Source organism: Escherichia sp. SCLE84 (assembly GCF_012584495.1).
Classification (GTDB): Bacteria; Pseudomonadota; Gammaproteobacteria; order Enterobacterales; family Enterobacteriaceae; genus ECMA0423.
On sequence record NZ_CP051431.1, the window covers coordinates 184251 to 206516 of the forward strand.

The following is a 22266-nucleotide window of genomic DNA, read 5'->3' on the forward strand; positions in this document are numbered from 1 at the left end:
GAAAAAATATTGCATATTTTTGAAGTGTAGGATAATGATTAGAATAAAATGGCCTGAATAAATCGTTAGCTTTAACTCTGCTTATTTCAGAAAAACTCTGAATTAGTAGTGATGGAAAACGACGCGGTGAAAAGTAACTTTTACACCGCAATTCAGAAAAAAGTTTCAGTTAGTCACATTACGAATAACCCGGCTTACTTTCGCATGTGCGTTCCCCTGCATGTTAAAGTAAAGCCCTCCGGGCAGACTCGTCGCCCACTTAACGCCTCGCTCAGCCATACGCTTCGGTGTTTCCAGCCAACCACGAGGAATATTGCCCGGAACGTTACCGATAACCCGTCAAATGCATGCTGCTACCCGGATGCCGCCGGGAATATCGCATTTGGATTCAACAATATGCATGACCTCAGATAAAGCACCATGCCGCTGGACATGATCGCCAATGTGCAACTCGATAGGAGAAGCCATTTCTGAATCTGACTTCATATCTGTCCACCTTTAATTTAGAAACCGTCTAAATTACCAAATTAGTTAATCCAACAACATCTGTATCACAACCATCAATTTGTTTTTGTTGGGTCTATATCGTAGAAACAAGTGAATAATGAATACACTCGTTAATACAGACAACCGGAAATGAATGACTACCTGATTATCTCAGCGGTATATGCTAAGCCGTTAATATTGCCATTCTCTGGTGGAACCACTGCTAAATGAATAAACCGTTTGTCGCTTCAAACCACTTTATCAAAACCGTTAACTTGCATTAAGTCCGATACAGTTCGGCGAGCTCATCCAGCATGGGGTTACTCTTATATCCCGGTGCGGCCGTAAAAAGGTTTCGGGAAATCGCCAGCCACTCCATGATTTTGTCCGTCGCCAGCCAACGTCTGCCAAGTCGCTCGGCTGCGATGGGGACTTTATGCAAGCCAGCGAAGGGATCTACAACAAGATCTCCCGGCTCTGTCAAAAACTCAATCAGAAACGCTGCAAGCCTGGTAGGAGACGTTGCACCGTGCAGCGGAAAACCGAGCTCGCGGGCAATGGAATGGCAAAATCTCGTATCAGCGCAGCTATTGCCGTAAAACAAAGTATTCTTGGGGATCGTTCCTTCTGTTTTATTTCCAAAGGAACCGCTTTTAAGCTGGTACGCCCCATCACCATAAAAGGTCGTGCGATTTTCACCGCCTGCTGCCTGCAATTTTAGATGCTGGTCTGAATGCGGTTGTAGTACACGTAAGTTGTTTGAACGAACCTTACTCGCATCATTGGTAAACCACAGCACAGGCTCATACGATGAGCAGAGCTGCACCCGTTGCTTACATGCCCAGTGCGTTGGCGATGGGGGCTTACTGCGATTCACCCACTGAAGCCTGTCCATGAGCTCAAGCCCCAGCTTGTCACATAATGCCAGTGTCAGACGCTCCAGATACAGAGAACGTGAAGGCCTACCCCTATTAAAGCTATCTTGAGTGATATTCAATGCCACACTTGCGCCCGGTACAAGCTGTTTCACGATCGGTTCGAGGATACGCAGAAGCCAGTCAATATAAGCCTGCTCGCCACGCCCCCCTCCGTGCCCGTAGTCTCTTGAATTTCGAAGGAGGTAAGGTGGCGAGGTCAGGCAAAGATGAATTTGCTCGGTGATATTGCTGAAGAAGGCATAGGCGTTTCCAAAAACCGATGCCCCAAGAGAAGTTGAGAAACCGACAACACAGAGCTTTTCCCATGACTCATGCAGGTTTGTTTTCGTCTTAGAGGCGTATCTCCAGACGCCCCGTTTTTCTGGAACGCGTTCGATGACCCCGGCCTGACGGAGAGTCTGCTGAAACCAGCGAACCTTATGTTTGACGCCGCTGGTTCTGGTTTTATCTGACCCAAATTCTTTCAGTTCGTGCAATTCGGCATCCGACATGCCAGTTTTACGCTGCACTTCGCGATAAAGCTCGTCGTTGGTCAACGGCGATTCGGAGGCAGCGTAGATATGCGCAATTAAGTCCGTATTAATCGTACTCATCAGCCATCCTAATGGGGATACAGTTATTATATCGGCCTGATGGTTGGAAGTGAGATTACTAAATCAGACCGATCTGGTTTGTTGAAGACTTTGCCAAATCATGCAGCACAGCTGGGCTTGCACAGAGCGAGCCGGGCTCCTTTAGCGGAGACACCTTCGCAAGTTGGATTAATCAGCCTCAAGATTCTGGAACTCAATGAGCTTTTGCTCACACTCCTCCCTGCCCCACGATCCCTGCCAGTCACAGATGTCCCGGTACTTACTTTCCAGCTTATCCATCTGTGCGAGATTAGCTGTTGCGAAGTCTGTCCATATGTCATGCCAGCAAGCGTTGTACGTAACGCCAGCTGGTGGACAATACTCCATTGCATCAGCATTAATAATTTCAACGCGAAGATCGGTTGCAAACGAGGCTGCAACGAGGTTAATAACATCCTGTTCTTTTTCGATTACCGTGACATGGGTTACATCGTCTTTCTGAAGAATGGCGTGGAGCACCATACCAAGACCAAGACCATTAATGAGCACCCGCCCGGTGGCTCGCTCTATAAAATCCTGGCAGGTTCGGATCTCCATCGGGGTATTGGACATCACCACATCCCAGCCGTTGGACAAGCGGCGATATCTACCGGGCGGGATAAACTCATCTGTATTACCAGTACACTCGGCACGAAGGGCGAGGGTCAGCGCCTTATCTGTGGTAATTTCGAAAGTGTCCAGTTTCCAAGTTCCGGACTTGCCGTCTTTAACGGGTAAATCAGAAAAGCAGCTCTTCATCGAGGCAACCAAAATTCCAGTAGTTTTGTTACGCTGAACCTACCACAAACCCGCTCTTAATGAAGGCATCAGGAGCGATAGCGATCTTTGAGGCATCGTTTAAAACAGCGGCATCCTGTAACAGACACCCGATATTTTTTTTAATGCCGCAGGTGTTAAAGGTAGCGTTGCAAAGTTGCAACATCTTCAGGGGCAACCTCCACGCAGCTCCTGACACTGTAGTGATTTTCGCCGTTGTAGTCATAAACCCCACCGTCTTCAAAACTCAGCTGTTCAACCTCGCCAGCACACTCGGAAATCAGTGCCGTCTGGCAAGCATTTTTCTCACAATCGCTGACGAGTATACGAACATAGCTTTTCTCATGGTCGCCGTTACGGTTCTGGATCTTTACGATAAAGTGTTTTTCAGACATTTGTGCCTCCAGCTCAGGTTGAGGTTAATTTAGCGTTGCCCCGGTTCACCGGGGCAAGAATAAATCAACCCTTAATGAAATTGTGCCCCCAGGTGTTAGGCTTAAATGCCTGCTCTTTGATATATGTTTTCATTACCTTGCAGGTTTTTTTCAGGGCTTTGGTATTGGCATCGGTTACTGGGATAAAATGGCGAGAATGACGGTTTTCCCGGTACTGCTTATCAGCGTTTGGGTCAATTGCTTCGCTTTGCAGGAGCCCTTCGTGCCTGCCAATTACTATTACGTAGTTCATTTCACCTGAAACACGATCCGTGAGTAATTGAAGGGAAATATCAGCTGCTCGCGTGGCCTGGCTTGCAGATATTTTTGCATGCAAGAAAGCCCCCTTTCTGAATTTGGCCGGAGTTAGCCCTGTAATATCCTCAACACTAAAATTAAGTGAGGAAAGAATTGAAAATAAGTCGCAGCTAATGACTTCAGTATTATTAGGCATTTTACCCGTCCCCGTCCATATTCATGATACGGTAATGATACCAGGTCGATATCATTACCTAATAACTTGGTGAAAGAAAATCTGTAATTTTTAGTTAACTAAAATTAATAGTCTCAATACTGCTCAAGAATTCTTTTTTTACGTCCGGTGTAAAAGGTATACGTTCAATGTATTTATAAAGTGTCGCAAATGTTTTGGGTTCAATGTTTCGGGAGATAATGTCATCAATCGGATCTTCGAACATATTGATAAAGATATCGACATGCTGCTCTCCGCTTTCTGATGCCTTTGAAAGAAGACTGACCACTTCAATGTAGCGATTATCCTGCTCTGCAATGAACAACCAGTGCCCTTCGTTAAAGGCGGGTGCAGCGCTGTAGCGTTTAACAACAATTTCTGAAAGATTATATCCTGCCTGATTCAGCAGATTATTAAAGTTGAGTTGAGTTGAAATCACGTCTAACGTTTTCATAAAACCTCCTTTTCATCTGTACTTATTATACTGTTACCCAACCCCCAGCTAATAACCTCCCAGCAAATTTTCAGAAAAAAAACACCGCCTTTTATTTAAGATTGAACACATCCTTTTTAAATACCAACAATGATTATGAAACCACAATGTAAGTGAAGCGCCATTATGGAAAAGTAACTTTTGTGCAGCTCATAAATTTTATTTATTAGTTACGTTCCTTTGTCTTGTGGTCGAAGTTCATCAGGCGAGGCCTAAGAAGAATATGTGTGGTTTCAGCCAATGCGGTGATCGGGCATTATAATTTGGTCGGGCTATTATACGTGGGTAAAGGTAGTGGTAGGGAGAGGATCAGGTTAAATTGCATTTTCCCGGTTGCCTTCCCTGGCCTACCGGTTTCAGGTCAGACGCTAAGACCAGCGGTAATACTTAAAGTAGTCCTCATTTACAGCCAAAAACTCCCTTAAACCGTTCATTAATCCCTTTTCAAACGCTGTAACGATAAACCGGTATCCGTCCAGTGTTTCAATGTAGTAGATCCCGCCCGGTGTTATTCCAACATGCAACACCTCGGCTGTCATCATAAACTGGCCTTCCGGAAAATCATGCGACAGGTATATAAAACCCGTCGTGGCCGGTGCGGGTGTGGCATTCACTAAGACACCGTTAAACTGCTGCCCGTGCCTCGCCGGTACAAGCTCACTTCCCCTGGTTGACTTATCGAGCAGCCCCTTAACATCTTTTTGCTCTTTAGATGAGGTATAGCCCCGCACATCACTCCCATCACCTGGGCGAGAGCCGGTGCCGACATGTGCAAGACGACGGTAAGCGCTGCGCATATTGATGTGGCAGGATGCCCCGGCTCTACCCTGAAGCCTTACGCCAAAATCTTCGCAAAGTAATAAAATCTGACGTAGCTGGTGTTCATACACGGACGCAGAAAGTGAAAGGTTGAAACTGGAAAAGGTCAGTTCTAAAACCTTTTCCCGTTTGTCATTGAAATGTGCTTCCAGCCTGATGATTGGCTTTTCCGACATTGCAAAAGCTTTGTCCGTTGCTCTGTACCGGCATTCATCTCCGAAACATTCTTCAACAACGCTGGCTATAACCGTGTCGTGATCGCCATCTTCCGGAGCTGGCACAAAGATTTCAAATTGTGCCGGTGTCTCCGGCTCCAGCAGAACGGGATATAAACGCGGAGAATTAAGCAATGCGCATTCAGAATTAATGAGCTTAACCCAGGCGCTTTTGTCGTCCGGATCCTTAAGCTGCTGTCCAAGGTTATCGCAAAAGTCTACTATCTGACGGGTATGCTCATCCGTGACTGCACAGATCAGGTTAAGACCATGCGTGGCCATACTCAATTCCCGGGTTCGGGACTGGGAATTGATCGACCAGGGGTTAAGTGAAAGCGAAATAGGGCTTATGGAAGGGACGACCGTCTCATTCTGCAAATCTGTAAGCTGGCAGTTCGCAGTAGGCTTCGGGGAAAGGGTACTAAATATGTAACTTGCCTATTGTTTAGTACTGGCCTGGATATAAAACATCGCGTCCATGCTTGTATCCCGGGATGAAATTGAAAATAGCTTCATTTTTAACCTTAATGGATGAGCGATTTATAGTCATGTGCTGACAAATGGACATTATGTGCGCCATCATTCCATTCAAAGAATAATCGATACTTAGAGTTTACTCGAATGGAGGAATAACGGTTTGACGTCATTCTTAAGCGTTCATAACGCAAGCTGTTGGATAATAACTCCCGCTCACTCTGGACATTATCCAGCGTTTCGAGTCGACACAGAATCGCGTTAATAATTTCAGAAGGAATACCTGCCGTTGTTTTTCCATTACGGAAGAACTTTTCAAGCCGTCTGTCTTTAAATGAATGGATCATAGTTCCTCCGTAATAATTGACCTTAAAATTAAATTAAAAGGGCTTTGAATTAATGAATCCCTAAAATGCGGGCGGCGACTGCCAGCTGCTTATCACTTAACTGACGCTGGTGGGTTAAAGAAGACTTAAGGCTTTCCAGAAAATTATTACTGCTGGATTGCTGGGTGATTGCATCAACCATTTTTTGATGAGATCTGCACCATGCATTGAACGCAGAGTTGTGGGCGTTTTCAGTCCTCAAACGCTCGTTTTGCAAGGATGCTGACACTTTGCGGGCAGCTTGAGCATTAATGCGGTACAGCGCATTCAGCGTGTAAGCAGTGCGGGTCGTTTCGAGGCTGTAACCCGTGGCTTTACAAGCCATACAGCGACTTCTATAAAAATGCTTACGCTCTCCCCGACCATTGCATTTATCGCAAAGAATACGAAAAGTATATTCCGCAGTACCTTTTACAGAATCAACACAGCGGATTTTTGCGCTGGAGATTTCAATTCCACTGCGATCATAATATTTGGTCATAATGTGATTCCTCCGGTTAGTTCTGGAGTAATCATGACAGAATGAATCTACTGGCTAATAACCTGAGAGTAAATATTTTAAAAAAACATTGAGAGAGGGTCTGCAAATTTATACACGAAGGATTCAAATATAATTTTGTTTAAAAAATTAAGAGCATTCTGAAGTAAAAGTGCATCAAAAAGCATTCATGGATAAATCATGTACTGGTGCCAGCCATTTAAACGCGGGCATTGTTCCGGAGTGATTAAACGGTTTAGCATCATAGATTAAAACCAAAAGGAAGGCGTCCTTCCCGTCTCGGGAATATTACTTTCCCGTTTGCAATTTAAGAGCCACTTAATGAGAAAGTAATAATTAAGTCATGCTCAACTCTACATATTACATTGAGGATGGCGTAACAGGGTACGGCATACTACCGCACCCTTCTGAAGAGCTTATGTTTGAGGGAATTCTATAGCAAATGTGGCCGTGCCAGATTGACCACTTACAGCGGGAGTAACGGGATACGTGCGCTCTTCACCATTACCAAGATCCAGTGACAGCGATTTAGTTTCACCAGGCTGGACCGTAACTCCGGCAACCGTAACGCCGAACTGGGCATTTTTCTGAACAGTCAGGGTTCCGTTTAACTGTCCGGTAATGATAGAACCGTCCTGACGCCGCAACACACTGGTTCGGATGATGGCCAGCGGCGTGTTGTCCGTTGCTTTCAGTGCTACGGCTGTGGCCAGCGTCTTGAGATTATCCAGCATAATCAGATTCGCAGGCTGGTAGGTAAAATTAAGCGTTTTAGTGGTCCGGTTACCTGATTCGTCAATAGCCAGTGCCTCCAGATGATACATCTGTCCCGATTCGTCAGTGTTGGGGAAGATTCTGGGGTATTCCGGAATAAAGACATCCTTGGATAACGGCGTGAATGCCAGGGTGACCTTTTCAGAGTTAGGTCCACCAGCGAGCTGAAGCGATGTCAGGGAAGCATCCCCAGAGGCATCAGTAACGCTTATGCGAAGGTTCTCAAGCCCTTTAACCAGTTTTCCTTCTGCGTCTGCGCCATTAAAACTGAACGCGATAACCGGAAGCGTTGAGTCAATTTTCAGCGGTGCATTAAGCGTTTTGGTTCCGGTGTTTCCAACAAGATCCGTGGCAGAGACGCTAACCACCGTATAATCCCCGTCCGGTAGACCAGCGTATGAGAAGGTGGCGTTTTTGGTTTTATAATCGCTTTCACTGACGGTCACAGGCTTCAGCGTGAAAGGTTCCCCCCGGGCATTTTTAAGGGTGGCTTCGAAAACTTTGGTATCCCAGTAGCTGATGTTCCAGGCGTTGACGCGATCATTATCGGTGGCCGTCATAGTGATTGTCTTGGAGGCCTTGTTTACCTGAGCGACATTAACCACCGGTGGGTTGTTATCCCAGATAACCGTAAAATTACCAGCAAGCGCATCGAATATGCTGTCACCATCTTTTCCCGAGTAAAGGTGCAGATACTCAAATCCTTTGTCACTGGTGTAGTTGAAGTTAACCGTCATCTCGCATGAACTTTGTCCGATAGGTATAGTGCAGAACCAGGCTGCATTTTTTACCGTTCTGAACTTTTGCACGTATGGTCGGGGTTCAGCGGTTACCTTTATGCGGCTAATGGTGGCGGTTTTAACGCTGATTGAGGCCTGAGTTAACCACTCACTGGTATCACTCCGGTACATCTCTTTAGCCACTATCTTCGGGGCTATTTCCATCGCCGGGGCTGGAGTGAAGTTGAGGGAGTTATGATGAATTCGTCTTACTCCTCCTGCCAGAGTCTGGAATTCATGATAAGTATCCCCCACATTGGGATATATGTATTTGAAAGTATAAATATTATAAGTGCTATCGGACGTCTGGAAATTCGAGTCCGCCCAGCCATATTTGGAACCGTTAACAGCAGTAAAGTCACTTTTTTTCCTTAATACCCGTACGGAAATAGGGTTCTGGAAGACGGTCATGCCAGACTGATAAGTGACCCATGATCCGGTAGTGGCGTCCTGCACCTGGATGATATCGTCAGGCTTAACCCGATCAATTACGCTTCGGCGGCTTAGTTCGATCCTGTTTCCCGCTTTGTCATAAAGGTAGATCCCCACTTTATATTCAGAGCGGTTTTCCGGTGCCAGGGCATTGCTGCTTGCGTCGGCGACTTGAACGGTTACGCTACCTTCCACTGTATTAATTTCCGCTGGCTTTTTACGCTCCACTCCAGCGGCATCGGTTATGAAATATTCAGCATTAGCAAGCCCGGAACCTTTATCACTCAGTCCATTAAAGACCAGTGCCTGGACGCTGGCGTACTGCATACCGGCTGGTACTGAAGTGAAGATCGCTTCGCTGCCAAAGTTCCACCCGTTTCTCGTATAACTTATGGTACCCGTTGCCGGAGGCGTTCGGTCAATTGCAAGCGGGTAATCCTGCCGGGAGACCTCCTTCCCTTGCAAGTCGGTAATCACCTCTCTGAGGGTGAAGCTATCTTCTCCCATCGCTGGTACGGTCAGAGTCTTGCCGTAATAATCAAAGCCTGTCGAAGATGTGGTACGGTCATCTACGGTAACCAGGCTGCTTTTCGTGCTCCAGATGAGGCTCCCGTCACTTTTCAGCAGACTGAGCGTAATATAACGGTCCAGACCGGAAATAACGGCAACGTCAAAGCTCGTTACCGGATTAATCCATACGGATGCAGGCGATACGGTCTTTTTAACGTTCAGGGTATCTTTAAAGCTGAATTCTGCGATTTCAGCGGAAGCTCCTGCGCTGAAACCTGCAAATGCAATAAGCAGGGCTAGTTTGATTTTCATGGGTTGTCTCCTGATCAGGTTCCCCATGATACTTTTTCAGTGTTCGAGATCTTTTCGGGAAAATAGCTAATTTTAATGTTTTTCTTTTCTGCCCGGCGGGACCTGTTTTGTTCCATTTTTATCAGTGAATGTAATGAGACCGATTCGTCCACTGTTAACAGTGTAAAAGCGAGGTTGAAAGCCAGCTTTGAGAAGGTTTTCAATAGCTGAAAAAAAATCTTTTTTGAGCATTGGTTTCAAGATGGTTTTCCTTTTATGCCCGGTGCCGCCGGGACGGTGGCATTAAATATACGCCATGTAAGTAAATTAATTTTTACCCATTTGATTGTCAATACAAACAAAAAATAAACCATGTTTATTATTTTACCAGCGATGCTATTTTAAAGTCCGTCTAAAATAAAAAACCAAAAAGTTAAATTTGAAGCCATCCTTCCTAAATTCATTTCTTGCGCATATTAGCCCCTGCTTTAAGTATATAATTTTTGAAAAAGTTGTCTGGAGGTTATTAGCTCGTGCATCTGGATTGTTAATATAAAGCCAACACAGAAAAGGAAAACAAAATGTATAAATTAGTATCTCCTCGTGAACTGACTGAGATTATTACCGGTTTACTGCTTAAACCTGAACTCCTTGGTGAGCTGGACTCACCAGAAAAGCATCGGATGTTTATGGCAGATTTAGGCCGGGTGGTGGCAGAACATTGTGGAGGTCTGGTAAACAGCGTCGTCTTGCCAGGAGCTGAAGTTACAGTGCCGGATGGGTTACCGCTTAACGGCCAGCCAGTACGTTATCTCGGAATCAAAGAGAGCATCCCTCACCTCCTTGTAGAGCCTGATGCTTCCTTACCTTCGCTCGCTAAAAACGTCTGGATGTATGCAGATCCTGAAGGCTGGAAAGAACATTTTGGAGCTGAGGAAGACTGCCTTACTCATGAAATGATGCAGCTGTTCCGTAAAGGTATCCAGGCTCTTCAGAAGGAGCATGATACCCCTGAAATTAGCCTCACACTTCAGGACTGGCGCCTGGAGGAGGAAACACTGAGAGAAGAGGACAGTCAGGCCTATCAGGTCAGCGTTACCGGCCAACATAACATCCACTGTGAAGTTGTTAACAAGGAAGGTAACCCCTGTTTTGGTGTCATGTTCGAAATCGATCAGGGTGTGCCTGCCTTACACATCAACACCGGCGGGGATATGTTGCTCCACATTCATTGCGCCCATAACGGACTCGTTCTGACCCCTGATGCAAGCGGTCAGCGATTTGAGAAGGCTCCCGTTGACCGCTTCGCTTATAACAGCCCATCCCTGCTGTTGTCTGCCGACTAACCAAGGCCAAATCTGAATTGTCCTGTTTAAGTAACCAACCCGCTGCCGCCAGGCGGGTAAATCCTCTTAATGGAGTTTTAATGCAAATCTCAACTGAAGTTCTGAACGTCTTATCTCGCTGCCGTGCTGAAGGGAACTTTCTTTTCCTGGCCGACCAGCTCGACCGCAGCATTTATGTTAAGACAAACAAAGTGCTGGAAGCTGCCGGTGGCAAATGGAACCGAAAAGAGCAGGCACATATTTTTACGGCGGATGCAGCTGAGCGTATCGAGCAAATCATTCTGACAGGTTCGGTCGACATCCCACGTGATTTGTTCAATTTCTTCCCTACCCCTGAGAATTTAGTCACAGATATGGTTCTACGCGCTGAACCAGCTGCCGGGGAACGTGTTCTGGAGCCTGAGTTTGGTGATGGCCGCATTCTGAAAGCCTTAAAACTGGCGGCTCCGGATGCATTGATTACCGGGATCGAATTGAACGATGAGCGATTCCTTGCAGTGAAGAACGATAGTGTCCTTAGCACAGGGGCCGAGCTGGTGCATACCGACTTTCTTGGGTACCAGCCCGATGAAACTTTTGATGTTATCGTTATGAATCCACCATTCCTTAAACGCTCTGACGTTAAACATGTCATGCATGCCATCGCAATGCTCGCTAAGCGAGGTCGCTTACAGGCCATTCTGTCAGCTGGGGTATTGTTCCGGGAAGACACACTGACAAAAGCGCTCAGGGAGCGAGTCAAACAACTTGGCGGACAAATTTCGCCTCTTCCGGATGATACATTTAGGGAGTCCGGAACAAAGGTCAAAACAGCCCGCCTTGAAATTGATCTTCGCCGCTAACTGACAAGCAACCGGAAAGAAATCTTAATACGAGTAGCCGGTTAAAGTTACCTGACCGGCTTAACTGACTAAATCAATAAAGAGTGAACAGAAATGACGCATACTGCCGTTTCTCAGGCTAATAGTGCTTTGCAGCTACCCACGCTGGAGCATGTCTACGCACTTCTGAAAGCAAATTGTAAACCTGACCGCTTTGACGGGCGTGACGGACCCGTGTGGGGCCAGGAATACTCGTGGAATCTGGCAAAAGATCGCTTACAGGATCTGGAGAAATACGGTAAGGCATATGTCTCCCGTCATGAAGACCGTATGGGGGAAGGATTTAGTTTTGGTCCTGACCTGTTAATTATTCGCTAACGCTCTTAAGGCCTGATGATATGGTAAGCACAACTGGAAAAAATATGTTTTCAAAGCCTATGACCACTTTCACACCAGAACGTATTGAACAAATTTTGGAATTTTCCGAGGGTAGTAACCCAAGCGAAGCAATGAGTCTTAGAGCTGACGAAGTTGCTGTACTGGCACGTATTGGAAAGGCAGTTATGTCGATTGCGCCTGTTTATCAGTGCGAGTTTTGCCACCATGACGCAACCGGGCAACTTCAGTGGCACTGGGAAGATGTGAACAAAGCTTTTTATGATAAATACGATCCAGACAGACGCGGAAGACGTCGAATCCTCTATACCGCCCCGCCGATGCCTTTAGTTTCGGCTGACCTGCTTAACATGGCTTCATCTGCTATTGAAGACTTGCTCACTAACAAAGACAGAAGTGGTGCGGGAATGTGGAATGACATTCCAGAACAGCTACGACGCGCAGCAGAACTGGTAATGGATAATAGCCGGGCCGCTGAAATAGAAGCGATGCTGATGCGTCTTTATGTAGAATGTGACACCGGTGAGCGCAGAGGCAACGGCAGTCAATCTGGCGTAGCAATGCCTTCGTGGCAAACCGTTGAAGAGGCACGTGTGTTGCTGGGGGTGAAATGATGCAGTTCTCGCCAGGGCAGTTTGTAATTCACAACAAGAAGCGCCTTGCGGAACGAAGGTAGACGTACTGACTGAGGTTCACTCCCCTCTCGACTGGTGGCGTAATACCGCCAGGTTTTGATTCATATATGCCGTCCGTTAACGCATTTATATCTGTCATACCTAATTTATCCTGATTCTTTTTTACACAAAGTAAAAGCATCACTTAATGCGATATGTGGATGCCGATAGTTTCAGGCTAATGTTATAAGTTTTGCAATCGTTGCCAGTTTGGATACCACAGCAATGTCAGATGTAATTCCAAAAAGAAAGATTTACGTCCTGAACGCACAATAAGGTTTGTCGAAAGGCAAATTATAGATTTGTAATTTCGAGCACCATATGGAGAAGTTTTTTATACTTTTACGAACATAGTGACCTTTAGGAAAAGCTTAAAATAACACCAAACCTAAAGGGGAATAAGAATGAAACATCTCGCTTTTATTACTGCTGTAGCCGGACTCGGTATGTCTGTTCAGGCCCCAGCTCAGATATATGAATCGGCCTTTAAGGACACGAACGGTATTGAGATCCACGCCCCGTCTTCTCGTCTTATGCTTAATCCGGCATCACCGGTAACTTTGACACTTATTTCAGGTCTTGATCGTTTCGTTAATGTCAAAGTCACGAAAGACACTGGAACTGTCATTCTTAATACTACGACTACACGGACGGGTGTATCAGACCGACTAACAGCTGCTGACGGTAGTGAGTTCTACGGCAAAAAAGTAACTTTGCCTGCTTTGGGTGAAGGCAAATTTGTCGTTCAGATAAACGTGTTAGATCTCAATCAGAAGCCTGTAGCGACCTATAACTATAACTGGCTAATTGATGTCACCCCTCCAGCGGCAAATGCTCTTACCGCTAATACTGGTTCTGGCTCTACCGCTGGTGACGTGTGGAAGCTTGGATTAGAGGCAACGGGGCAGTATGACTTCACCTCTTCGGGCGTAAGTGATGCAAATGGTATTGATAAGGGCCTAATATATATTTACAGGCAGGACGGTAGCCTCTACAGCACTACACAGATGCAGTATGACGTATCCGGCCAAAAGATGTACCACACTTACTCTAAGAATTCAGTTAAGGGAACCGGAATACCAGACAGCAACCTGGATGAAGACTTTACTGCAAAAGTTGTTATCTTCGATAACGCAGGTAATAGCCGAACGCTGCCAACTCAAAAATTTCGCTACGACAACACGCTGGGTGAGATGACACTGTGGGCCGTTCATGATCCAAATACGTCTTCCAGCGTCGTACCCGGGGTTTCTAATTATCCGGCTTACAAAGCCGGTATGGTCGTTAACGAAAACCCTATTCGATTAGTCTACCGGATCCCAAAATCTAACTACCGTGCTTATTCAGAAGGTGGGCTTCAGTTCATCAATCAATATTCCGCCCCCAAAGAGATAGCTGTAGACAGCACTTATGCTTATGTTGAAATGACTCTTCCCTATGGCTCAATTAATGGGGATATGGCTCGTATGGCGAACTTTGGCCAGTGGGGAGGGTATTATCCGTCATACAGCCTCGTTCTAAACCCATCTGCAAACCAAACGCCTGCATTTGCGGGTACCTGGGTAGATTTCCTCGATGATAAGGGGAACTGGGTTAAGTGGAAGGATTTTGAGAGTGTGGCTTCATCACGACTGCCAATTAAAATTTCCCGACTTCGTTTTAACGTTGAAGCCCGGCCCTTTGCACAGGAGATCGGCGGTAAGGCGACCTGCACCATTCCGGCAGGAAAAACCTCGTGTGAAGCGCCTGAGACGTTTGATATGGCCTTGGGTACCCAGGGCTACAATAGAATCCTTTACTTCGTTCGCAGCATCAGCAATCCCATTTTGCGGTCTGAGCAATGGATTATGACACGCTGGAACAATAAACAACTGCCGGTAATAAACTCGATATCATATGACGAGACTAACAAGCAGCTGGATGTACTGGCGTCACTTGAAGGCGATGGTAACTGGTTCGACTCGGTCTCATTGAGGGAATTTTATCTTTCCGATAAGAACACCGGTACCCGGATGTCACCAACAGGCGTAATCAAATCTCGTATCTCAGGTAACTACACGATTGCTTATGATTTATCCCGTCAGTCTGAAGGAAAATACAACGTTGAGGTCAACATCAGGGACTTCTTCCAGAACCAGACCAATAAAACTTTCGGAGAAATTGCTCTGGATAACACTCCTCCGACAGTGGCCATAACATTCGACGGAAAGCCGGTAAAAGACGATACGGTAGTGTACGGCCTGGAGAACCTCAGGATCGCTCTGGCAGATAATCTGACAACCCCGAGGATAACCCGTCTTCAGCTCGTAGGTGGCCCCACAGCTGATAACGTTGAGCTTACGTGGTCACCGGCAGGCAAAGATACATACATGCCTGAGTATCCGAGGCTGTTCCCAAATTTCGAACCATCTGAAAATTATTCAATTAGCGTAACAGTTGCCGATAGTCAGTCGAATACCAAAACCTATACTCAGAAGTTCAGTTATCTACCGAATAACCTTGTGCAGTTACATAATCTACGCACATTGTCGGTCAGTTCACCTCTCAAAACGACAGATGGCGTACCACTTGCGTACCTGTCCACTAACGTTCTGCGTAAGACAAATGGAGAAATTGCTAAAGGGGTCCAGAACGCAACGCTGACTGTGCGGAAGGATGCAGCCTTCGGTATTAAATTTAATGGGGCACAGGCGGCTCCAGGCGAGTCAGTTGAGGTGCAAATAGATATGGGCCAGGGGGATAATCTTCTGTTACCCGTTTATCCTTCCGAAAATGGGAAAGTTGGCACCTCAGAATTCATGATTCAGATCGACGAGTTGAAGTAACTACCCGGAGCCGACAGTAAAACTGACGGCTTCAATTTTACTGCCCTCCTCGACTCCGATCAGCCAGTACGTCTTCAGAGATTCGCAAGGAAGAACCGAAAGAAAAGTTACTTTAATCGTACGTTTCCAGCGATGCTTTCAAAAGACAATGCATACTCGTTGATTACGACAATGGGAGTGAGTGTCGAACCCCTTGAGTAAGGATACCTGGTAAATATACAGCCCCGGGGATTCTCTTCCTTCAACCGGGGATGACAACGGGAGTGAGTCCGGCAACTCACACCTGTTGTCACTTCTCTGACATATCGTCATACGAGCTTACTCAAGCGCATCCACAAAGATGGGATCGTTTTGAATCTAAACTGGTACTGGTTAGCCAGTCACTTGCATCTACTCCCCCGTCGATATTTAAGTGACAATTGTAGTGATCTGCAATACTGGTGTCTCAGAAACACTGACGACGGTAGAGACTCAATACCCTAACCCCTGACAACAGAAGTGAGCTTAGAGGTGTTACGCTGCTGTCACCTAATGCTTGGGAATTGCCTGACTCACAACCATTGTCATCCGGAGCTACTGATTAACGTTGAACCGCTGGACTTTAATGACAGTGGTAGTGATGGATAGGCTCATTTCCATTGTCGTCATTTTATCGGACAAGCCTCTTCGTCCTACAGGTTTAAGCTGACAATGGTAGTGATTGGATGATCTCACTACTGTTGTCACTCAGTTCTTTGAGCGGACCCTTCCCTCGGTTGGTCGGCATTAACAACGGTAGTGACTCGATTGGCTCACTGCCATTGTCATCGTGTAAATGACGTACCTTATCAGCTCAGCTGAAAGCAATGACAACGGTAGTGACTCTAATTGCTCACTGCCATTGTCGTCGTGTCTATTGAGAGCCTTATCAGTGCACCTGAAAAGCAATGACAACGGTAGTGATTCTAATGGCTCACTACCGTTGTCACCGTGTGTATTGAGAGGATGGTCCACTTAACTGGACGTATATGACAATGGTAGTGACTTTAATAGCTCACTACCATTGTCGGTGTGTGAATTGAGAGGATGAGCAGCTCAGCTGTACGTCCATGACAATGGTAATGACTTAATGAGCTCACTACCGTTGTCACCCTGTTAATTAAGAGGCTCATCTGCTCTTCTGGAAGGCTATGACAACGGAAGTGACTTGCTGGGCTCACTGCCATTGTCGCCGTATGAATTGAGAGGATCATCCGCTCTTCTGGATGGCAATGACAACGGTAATGACTTAATAGGCTCACTACCATTGTCACCCTGTGAATTGAGAGGATGATCTGCTTAACCAGACGGCCATGACAACGGTAGTGACTTTCTGGGCTCAATACCGTTGTCACCCTGTGAGTTAAGAGGTTGACCCGCTCTACTGGACGGCCATGACAACGGTAGTCACTTTCTGGGCTCACTACCGTTGTCGCCATATAGAATGAGAGGAGCATCAGCTCAACTGAACGGCAATGACTACAGTAATGAGCTGGATGAAGCATAACCATTGACATCTGGCCCAACCGGAAGCCGTATTCGCCAATCCAATCGAGATTCACAATGGCCGTGACTCGCCGCATTAAGTTCCGGTGTCCTCCCAAAGCTGAACGCACACTCGGAGGACAATGACAATGCCAGTAAGGTACACATCATTACCATTGTCACTATAGCTACCAGAGAAGCCGGGATTTGAATGTCGATGGTAGTGAGTGGGTCAACTCACTGCCATTGTCACCCCGTTACGATATTTTCCGTTGGATGTACTGGCCAATGAAGTAAAGCGTAGAAACCGGGTGTTAACAGGTGACTCAGGAGAAAGCGTTGAATTTCGCAATCTCGATCTACATAGGGTGGTAGAGAACAATGACAACGGTAATGACTTTTGACTCATTACCGTTGACGTGAAAGAGCGGGCTGGGACTAACGAAAATCGAAGAAGTAATTTAGCACCCGGAGCCTAAACCGCCGGGTTAACTTTAGCTGGCGTTGCTGTTCTTTTTCTGGCTTCGAAGACTACGAATATAGCGCAGTTCTTCAGCGGTTAAATCATGGACGGTAAGAACATCATCGCCGTCAATCGGGTCAGCTGGTGGGCATAACTCACCTTCTAAAACAGAAGACCCTGAGTTCTCTTCTTCATCTTCAACCACTTCTAAAGGAGGCTGAGTATTGTTCAAATTCAGATCGGGATCCCGCTTATGAATCTGGAAGTATACTTTTCCGTCTTTCTTAATTTCGGTGTACTTGAGGTATCCTATCGATGCCAACTCTTCAAGAGCCTTTCTCACGGTAGCATTCTGACTATTTGCTCGTGTTTTGAGGTTCAGACGATTTTTCAGCCGAGTAAGGGATATCGGTATAGGATTTGGCGGTAATGACTCTATGAACGTATAGAGAGCCTGGGCGCTTTCCTTCTTGGCCAACTCCTTAATTGCCTTCAGCTGCATCAAAACCTTATGATCGTATTGATAGAGCTCGAAAATCTTAGGATCAACCTGAAGGACAACCTGATCTGATTCCGGGTCTAACAGGGCAGACTGTACCAGATGCGTTGTATAGACTTTGGACGAGTTATTACTGGTGAACGACAAGGTAACGGATGCTAACCTGCGTAAGGAGGCGTCTATACGTTTTCTGGACGCTGTAGATGAGCGATAATTTTCAGGCGTACATAGCTTGAGGAATTCAGTGAATTTTAAGCTTATCGTGTCATTGTTAATCGGATGATTGGCATAGGTTCGAATGATGCCCATCCACGTCTTAAAATCTACTGACATATTAAGACGCTCACCGACAATTGAAATATTGGTGAACCCCTCGCTCTCCATTAAAGAGAGCGTCTGTAACTCTTTCGTTGCGTCAAAGCCAACCGTTTTATATTCCCGATTTTGACGCCCCACACTCTTTGGTGATGGGACGAACAGCCCGAGCCGCATCAAAGCAATAGACTGCACCGTACGGTTGCTGTTAGGACGCAAAATGATGTCTTTACCTGATTCTTTCTCTCTAACAGAGAAAGCCCTGGTGACCAGGTCCTGCTGCTCAGTATCTTTCTCTTTAGTCATAATAAGTTATCACTGAATGTGTAAACAGATTGGTGAATAGTAAGCCCCAGCGAACTCTATGTCACTGGATGGATCATTGTGATGATCCATATCTGTGCATAAGTTCTACCTAAAAAAACGACTCCACTCATTAAAACTTGGCAAAAACTCTTTGCATACAATGACCTGCAACTCTTATCAACAACGGATCAGATCAAGTTAAAAAGATCTAATGAAAAGTCACTACTATTGTCGCTCTGATCACTACTGATGTCAAAAAACTCATTACCAACGTTATAATAATCACTACTAATGTCAAAATAATCACTACTGTTGTCACTGATCACGTCTCAGGCCTTGTGCCGTCTGGCCTGGAGGCAGCGGGGATCTCTTTTGATCTATCAGGAACACTAAGGTACTAATTATTGGAACTACCTTGTGGAAAATGGGGATAAATAAATGCTTAGTTCTTATACAGGTCTCAACTTGCCTCCCTGATAAAAACTGTCGTCAAAGCTAAATCACAGCCACAGGCATTTTCGGTGGATAAATTTTTGAGAAATAGAAGCATACATGCAGACTCGTGTCGCAAGTAATTGAAAGTAATGATTTATTTAAATAATGCGAGTCACCTTACCTCACAGTGGAAGTTTAAGTCTAACCTCACTACCATTGTCACTTAAAATCATTACCAACGTCGAAATAGTCTCTACCATTGTCTTTTAAGTCACTCCCGTTGTCACTTATGTCGCTACTGTTGTCAGTGACAATGCTCCAGCCCAGTAACCATGCGGCCTACAGCGTACCGGGATCTTCTTTGTACTCTCTGGCACCTTTGGGATCATTTATTGGATCTACATGAGGGATAAAATCTTTTGACGATTTCGTAGTGCAGTTATACCAGCGACTTAGCAAGACAAAAGCTGCAATTTAGTGACGAGTTACTAGTCTGCCCAACAAGAGCAATGCAGAGAAGATATGTGGTGAAATGACCATGGTAGTGAGTCTAATCACTACCATGGTCCGCAGTAAGCGTTACTTACGCAATGAACGTCGGACTGATTTGCAACAACATGGGCTACGGCGCATCAGAAGGCGGCCGTTGTGCTTCAGCAAAACAGCCCTGCTTTATTTTAATTCTTCAATGTTAATCATGAACTCAGATCTGCCAGTAAGGCCGGATACAGCAGGGAAAATAGGAAAGCTACGGCTGTCCCCGAGCCCCAAATCCAGTTGAAGCTCTTTGCTTTCACCTGGCATCGCAGAAACGCCATTTACAGTCACGCCGAATGCAGCGTCCTTACGGACAGTAAGCACTGCGTCCTGAAGCCCTGTAGCGATTGAACCATCCTTTTTACGCAGCTGGCTGGCATACAGAACAGCCAGAGCAGTATTGTCAGATGTTTTGAGAGAAGCATTGACAGCTAAGGTTTTCAGATTCTCTAGCCTGACGAGATTGTTTGGAAGGTAGTTAAATTCGACTGAGCTTTCTTTAACGTTGTTCATCTCATCTTTGGCCTGAACTGTGAGAGTGTATGTTTCGCCTTCATTAAGAGACGGAAAGATCTTGGGATAATTAGGTGCATACAGGTTGTTTCCCAGATTCACCCAAGACAATTCCACCGCATCAGAAACAGGGCCACCGCGAAGAGTCATACGGCTTAAGGATGGTTTAGTTAGAGCATCGGTGAGCTGTATACGGACGTTCTCCAGCCCATATACTGTTACGTTTTTGCTGATCGGTTTTCCTTCGTAGCTAATACTTACAGATGGTGCTGTATTATCAACGACAACTGTTTGATAAGGGAGGTTACCGGTATTGTTGAATGTATCTTGGGCATTAATCACCACGTTATAACTGCCTTCTGGTACCTCTTTCATGTTGAACTCATACGTGTAGTTCCCAGACGCCATATTTCTACCTGTTTGTTTGCCGGTTACGCTTATTTCTGCGTTGTTACGGTTTTTATCTGACAACCAAACTCGATTTACATAAACATGGTCGAAATATGAACCATCTCCAGGTTGATTCACGTAAACCTGGAGAATGTTGGTGGTTTCATTGTAATCAAATCCAGTGACGGAGGGACCCAGTGTATGCCAGGCTATATTCTCCCATATAGGGGCAAAGAAGGTTGCTTCGGTGGTTGACCTTACTTCATAGCCACTATGAAGATAACCGGTAGTGCCATTTATAATATCCTGGGGCAAAGAGACGGTACAGGTTGTTGAGCCAGCTGGAATACTGCATGTTGCTCCGCCAGTGATTTTTTGATCATATGGCCTGGCCTGTACATTGAATCGGATATTAGTAAGTTTTATAGGCATATCAGATGCCTTGAACAGGTTCCAGTTTACGCTGTTGAACCATGTTCCATCAGCCTTTTGTCGTTCTATGGGTGAACTTCCCCAAGCCGGACTCTTTACAGAGGCAGGATCCCAGTTGAGCCAGCTGGCATACTGACCAAGATCTCCTCCAGACCATTGATATGTATTCACAGGTCTATAGTAGTTTCCATCTAAGGCACCCTGTGGCAGCTTAACTTCCACGTAGACATAGGTGGCATCTTCGGAAAGGACCTGTACTCCGCCATAGTTATTGGTAATGCTCATGCCACCATTTCGATATGGCTTCCAGTTAGTTCTTGGGATACGTATAACCAACTTGTAGGGGTTTTCCAGCACTGTAAGGCCTCGTTTAAACGGGACGTATCCCGAAGAAATGCCGGGTACAACACTGGTGCTTACACGTGAGTCATGAACTGCAAATGGCGTAAATTCTCCCATTTGATCGTCATATAAAAACCGCTGGGGAGGAATGTTAAGCGTATTTCCTGCCAGGTCCGTAACGATGAAATTGAAGGTGAATTCTTCATCAAGATCACTTGAGGGCATGCCAGCCTGGGTGTTCATATCTTTAATCCACGGATAGAACGCACGTTTATTGGCTGTGTCATAACTCAGGTTATTGTCGGAGACCACAGAACCATTACTTCGTTTAATGACAAGACGGATCTTGTCAATTCCACTAGCATCCTCAATACCGTCTGCAAATATAGAAAACTGGCCACTACCGCCTCGGCCCAACTCCCAAAGTGGCCCAGAAAGTACCATGTCGTAACCTGCGTTTTGACTCGGATAAATACTCTTATAGCGTGGAGGAGTTGTATCAACGATGAAATGATAAGTAGATGTGCTCACTACAGTCTGGCGAATATCCAGAGTTTCATTGACTACAGTAAAGGTCCCTTCTCCGAGCGCCGGTAGAACCATATCCTTTCCATAGTATTCTGTTCCATCGGCAGCAACGATACGATCTGCAACGCTCGTTTTGGTCGAGACGGAGGAATACATAACCTTTTTATCGCTGTCTCGTGTGACCGTCACTCGCTCGTACCGATCAAGACCCGATATCAAGTTCAGAGTCAAAACACCAGCGGGATTAAGATATGTTTGTGTTGCAGGTTTGATATTCCGAACAGCCTTATTGGTATCTGTAAATGAGTAGCTAAATACCTGAGCATGTGCCGAAGATACAGTAGCAAGGGCAGTTGCAACCATGCAGCCAATTAGAGTTTTACGCATATGATGCTCCGGGAATAGGTTATAGCCTTATTCTACGGATTCAGCCTACAAGGTCCGGTCGGATAAAGTGATAATTTGCCTGTTAAAAGAGACATCAAGTGAGAAAGCAACCAACGTACAGAATGCAAAATGGCGGCAGTGCATCTGGATGACGCAAAAGTAAC

At 45.8% G+C, this 22266-nt stretch carries 18 protein-coding genes; 5 read left to right on the forward strand and 13 right to left on the reverse strand.

Going from position 1 to position 22266, the window contains the following annotated elements; genetic code table 11:
- Positions 1–339 precede the first annotated feature (339 nt).
- The 11 genes from HGD79_RS25305 to HGD79_RS25355 all read right to left on the reverse strand — a co-directional run bounded on the left by HGD79_RS25305 (position 340) and on the right by HGD79_RS25355 (position 9651).
- Complete coding sequence (locus HGD79_RS25305; RefSeq protein WP_001426334.1) at positions 340–486, reverse strand: hypothetical protein; 147 nt, start codon at positions 484–486, stop codon at positions 340–342.
- A gap of 280 nt (positions 487–766) precedes the next feature.
- Positions 767–2017: a site-specific DNA-methyltransferase gene (locus tag HGD79_RS25310; protein WP_000104323.1), complete on the reverse strand. Its 1251-nt coding sequence runs from the start codon at positions 2015–2017 to the stop codon at positions 767–769.
- A gap of 168 nt (positions 2018–2185) precedes the next feature.
- Entirely contained in the window at positions 2186–2794 is a 609-nt protein-coding gene (locus HGD79_RS25315; RefSeq protein WP_000833773.1) for a hypothetical protein, read from the reverse strand.
- Positions 2795–2949: 155 nt separating this feature from the next.
- A complete protein-coding gene (locus tag HGD79_RS25320; RefSeq protein ID WP_001290637.1) occupies positions 2950–3207 on the reverse strand; it encodes a hypothetical protein in 258 nt (85 codons plus the stop codon).
- 64 nt (positions 3208–3271) lie between these two features.
- Positions 3272–3700 carry a hypothetical protein gene (locus HGD79_RS25325; protein WP_001133498.1) on the reverse strand — a complete coding sequence of 143 codons (429 nt, stop codon included), beginning with the start codon at positions 3698–3700 and terminating at the stop codon, positions 3272–3274.
- 94 nt (positions 3701–3794) lie between these two features.
- Positions 3795–4172: a hypothetical protein gene (locus HGD79_RS25330; protein WP_000853477.1), complete on the reverse strand. Its 378-nt coding sequence runs from the start codon at positions 4170–4172 to the stop codon at positions 3795–3797.
- 407 nt (positions 4173–4579) lie between these two features.
- Entirely contained in the window at positions 4580–5527 is a 948-nt protein-coding gene (locus HGD79_RS25335) for a flavin reductase (protein WP_164846946.1), read from the reverse strand.
- A gap of 242 nt (positions 5528–5769) precedes the next feature.
- Positions 5770–6066 carry a type II toxin-antitoxin system RelE/ParE family toxin gene (locus tag HGD79_RS25340; RefSeq protein WP_000581857.1) on the reverse strand — a complete coding sequence of 99 codons (297 nt, stop codon included), beginning with the start codon at positions 6064–6066 and terminating at the stop codon, positions 5770–5772.
- Positions 6067–6115: 49 nt separating this feature from the next.
- The gene (locus HGD79_RS25345) at positions 6116–6586 is read right to left on the reverse strand and encodes a hypothetical protein (RefSeq protein WP_000170638.1); all 471 of its coding nucleotides are present in this window, start codon (positions 6584–6586) and stop codon (positions 6116–6118) included.
- A 434-nt stretch (positions 6587–7020) separates the two neighbouring features.
- Positions 7021–9411, reverse strand: a complete 2391-nt coding sequence (locus tag HGD79_RS25350; protein WP_000694550.1) for an Ig-like domain-containing protein — start codon at positions 9409–9411, stop codon at positions 7021–7023.
- A gap of 72 nt (positions 9412–9483) precedes the next feature.
- The gene (locus HGD79_RS25355; protein WP_000803860.1) at positions 9484–9651 is read right to left on the reverse strand and encodes a hypothetical protein; all 168 of its coding nucleotides are present in this window, start codon (positions 9649–9651) and stop codon (positions 9484–9486) included.
- Between the two features lie 320 nt (positions 9652–9971).
- On the opposite strand from HGD79_RS25355, the gene HGD79_RS25360 reads away from it, so the two are divergent.
- The 5 genes from HGD79_RS25360 to HGD79_RS25380 all read left to right on the forward strand — a co-directional run bounded on the left by HGD79_RS25360 (position 9972) and on the right by HGD79_RS25380 (position 15452).
- On the forward strand, positions 9972–10736 hold the full coding sequence (locus HGD79_RS25360) for a hypothetical protein (protein ID WP_000277497.1): 765 nt from the start codon (positions 9972–9974) through the stop codon (positions 10734–10736).
- An 80-nt stretch (positions 10737–10816) separates the two neighbouring features.
- Positions 10817–11578, forward strand: coding sequence for a methyltransferase (locus HGD79_RS25365; RefSeq protein WP_001167416.1), 762 nt, complete (start codon positions 10817–10819; stop codon positions 11576–11578).
- Between the two features lie 93 nt (positions 11579–11671).
- On the forward strand, positions 11672–11935 hold the full coding sequence (locus HGD79_RS25370; protein ID WP_000149861.1) for a hypothetical protein: 264 nt from the start codon (positions 11672–11674) through the stop codon (positions 11933–11935).
- Between the two features lie 44 nt (positions 11936–11979).
- The gene (locus tag HGD79_RS25375) at positions 11980–12567 is read left to right on the forward strand and encodes a hypothetical protein (RefSeq protein WP_000491822.1); all 588 of its coding nucleotides are present in this window, start codon (positions 11980–11982) and stop codon (positions 12565–12567) included.
- A gap of 464 nt (positions 12568–13031) precedes the next feature.
- Positions 13032–15452 carry an Ig-like domain-containing protein gene (locus tag HGD79_RS25380; RefSeq protein WP_000681217.1) on the forward strand — a complete coding sequence of 807 codons (2421 nt, stop codon included), beginning with the start codon at positions 13032–13034 and terminating at the stop codon, positions 15450–15452.
- 1997 nt (positions 15453–17449) lie between these two features.
- Here HGD79_RS25380 and repHI2 read toward each other — a convergent pair.
- Both repHI2 and HGD79_RS25390 read right to left on the reverse strand, forming a co-directional pair.
- Complete coding sequence (gene repHI2, locus HGD79_RS25385; RefSeq protein WP_000159529.1) at positions 17450–18538, reverse strand: IncHI-type plasmid replication initiator protein RepHI2; 1089 nt, start codon at positions 18536–18538, stop codon at positions 17450–17452.
- Positions 18539–19645: 1107 nt separating this feature from the next.
- Positions 19646–22102, reverse strand: a complete 2457-nt coding sequence (locus HGD79_RS25390; RefSeq protein ID WP_001572417.1) for an Ig-like domain-containing protein — start codon at positions 22100–22102, stop codon at positions 19646–19648.
- Between the last annotated feature and the right edge of the window lie 164 nt (positions 22103–22266).

Excerpts from the sequence above, each read along its gene's own strand:
- HGD79_RS25305 (WP_001426334.1), bottom strand. The coding sequence starts at position 486 with ATGAAGTCAGATTCAGAAATGGCTTCTCCTATCGAGTTGCACATTGGC.
- HGD79_RS25310 (WP_000104323.1), bottom strand. The coding sequence starts at position 2,017 with ATGAGTACGATTAATACGGACTTAATTGCGCATATCTACGCTGCCTCC.
- HGD79_RS25315 (WP_000833773.1), bottom strand. The coding sequence starts at position 2,794 with ATGAAGAGCTGCTTTTCTGATTTACCCGTTAAAGACGGCAAGTCCGGA.
- HGD79_RS25320 (WP_001290637.1), bottom strand. The coding sequence starts at position 3,207 with ATGTCTGAAAAACACTTTATCGTAAAGATCCAGAACCGTAACGGCGAC.
- HGD79_RS25325 (WP_001133498.1), bottom strand. The coding sequence starts at position 3,700 with ATGCCTAATAATACTGAAGTCATTAGCTGCGACTTATTTTCAATTCTT.
- HGD79_RS25330 (WP_000853477.1), bottom strand. The coding sequence starts at position 4,172 with ATGAAAACGTTAGACGTGATTTCAACTCAACTCAACTTTAATAATCTG.
- HGD79_RS25335 (WP_164846946.1), bottom strand. The coding sequence starts at position 5,527 with ATGGCCACGCATGGTCTTAACCTGATCTGTGCAGTCACGGATGAGCAT.
- HGD79_RS25340 (WP_000581857.1), bottom strand. The coding sequence starts at position 6,066 with ATGATCCATTCATTTAAAGACAGACGGCTTGAAAAGTTCTTCCGTAAT.
- HGD79_RS25345 (WP_000170638.1), bottom strand. The coding sequence starts at position 6,586 with ATGACCAAATATTATGATCGCAGTGGAATTGAAATCTCCAGCGCAAAA.
- HGD79_RS25350 (WP_000694550.1), bottom strand. The coding sequence starts at position 9,411 with ATGAAAATCAAACTAGCCCTGCTTATTGCATTTGCAGGTTTCAGCGCA.
- HGD79_RS25360 (WP_000277497.1), top strand. The coding sequence starts at position 9,972 with ATGTATAAATTAGTATCTCCTCGTGAACTGACTGAGATTATTACCGGT.
- HGD79_RS25365 (WP_001167416.1), top strand. The coding sequence starts at position 10,817 with ATGCAAATCTCAACTGAAGTTCTGAACGTCTTATCTCGCTGCCGTGCT.
- HGD79_RS25370 (WP_000149861.1), top strand. The coding sequence starts at position 11,672 with ATGACGCATACTGCCGTTTCTCAGGCTAATAGTGCTTTGCAGCTACCC.
- HGD79_RS25375 (WP_000491822.1), top strand. The coding sequence starts at position 11,980 with ATGTTTTCAAAGCCTATGACCACTTTCACACCAGAACGTATTGAACAA.
- HGD79_RS25380 (WP_000681217.1), top strand. The coding sequence starts at position 13,032 with ATGAAACATCTCGCTTTTATTACTGCTGTAGCCGGACTCGGTATGTCT.
- repHI2 (WP_000159529.1), bottom strand. The coding sequence starts at position 18,538 with ATGACTAAAGAGAAAGATACTGAGCAGCAGGACCTGGTCACCAGGGCT.
- HGD79_RS25390 (WP_001572417.1), bottom strand. The coding sequence starts at position 22,102 with ATGCGTAAAACTCTAATTGGCTGCATGGTTGCAACTGCCCTTGCTACT.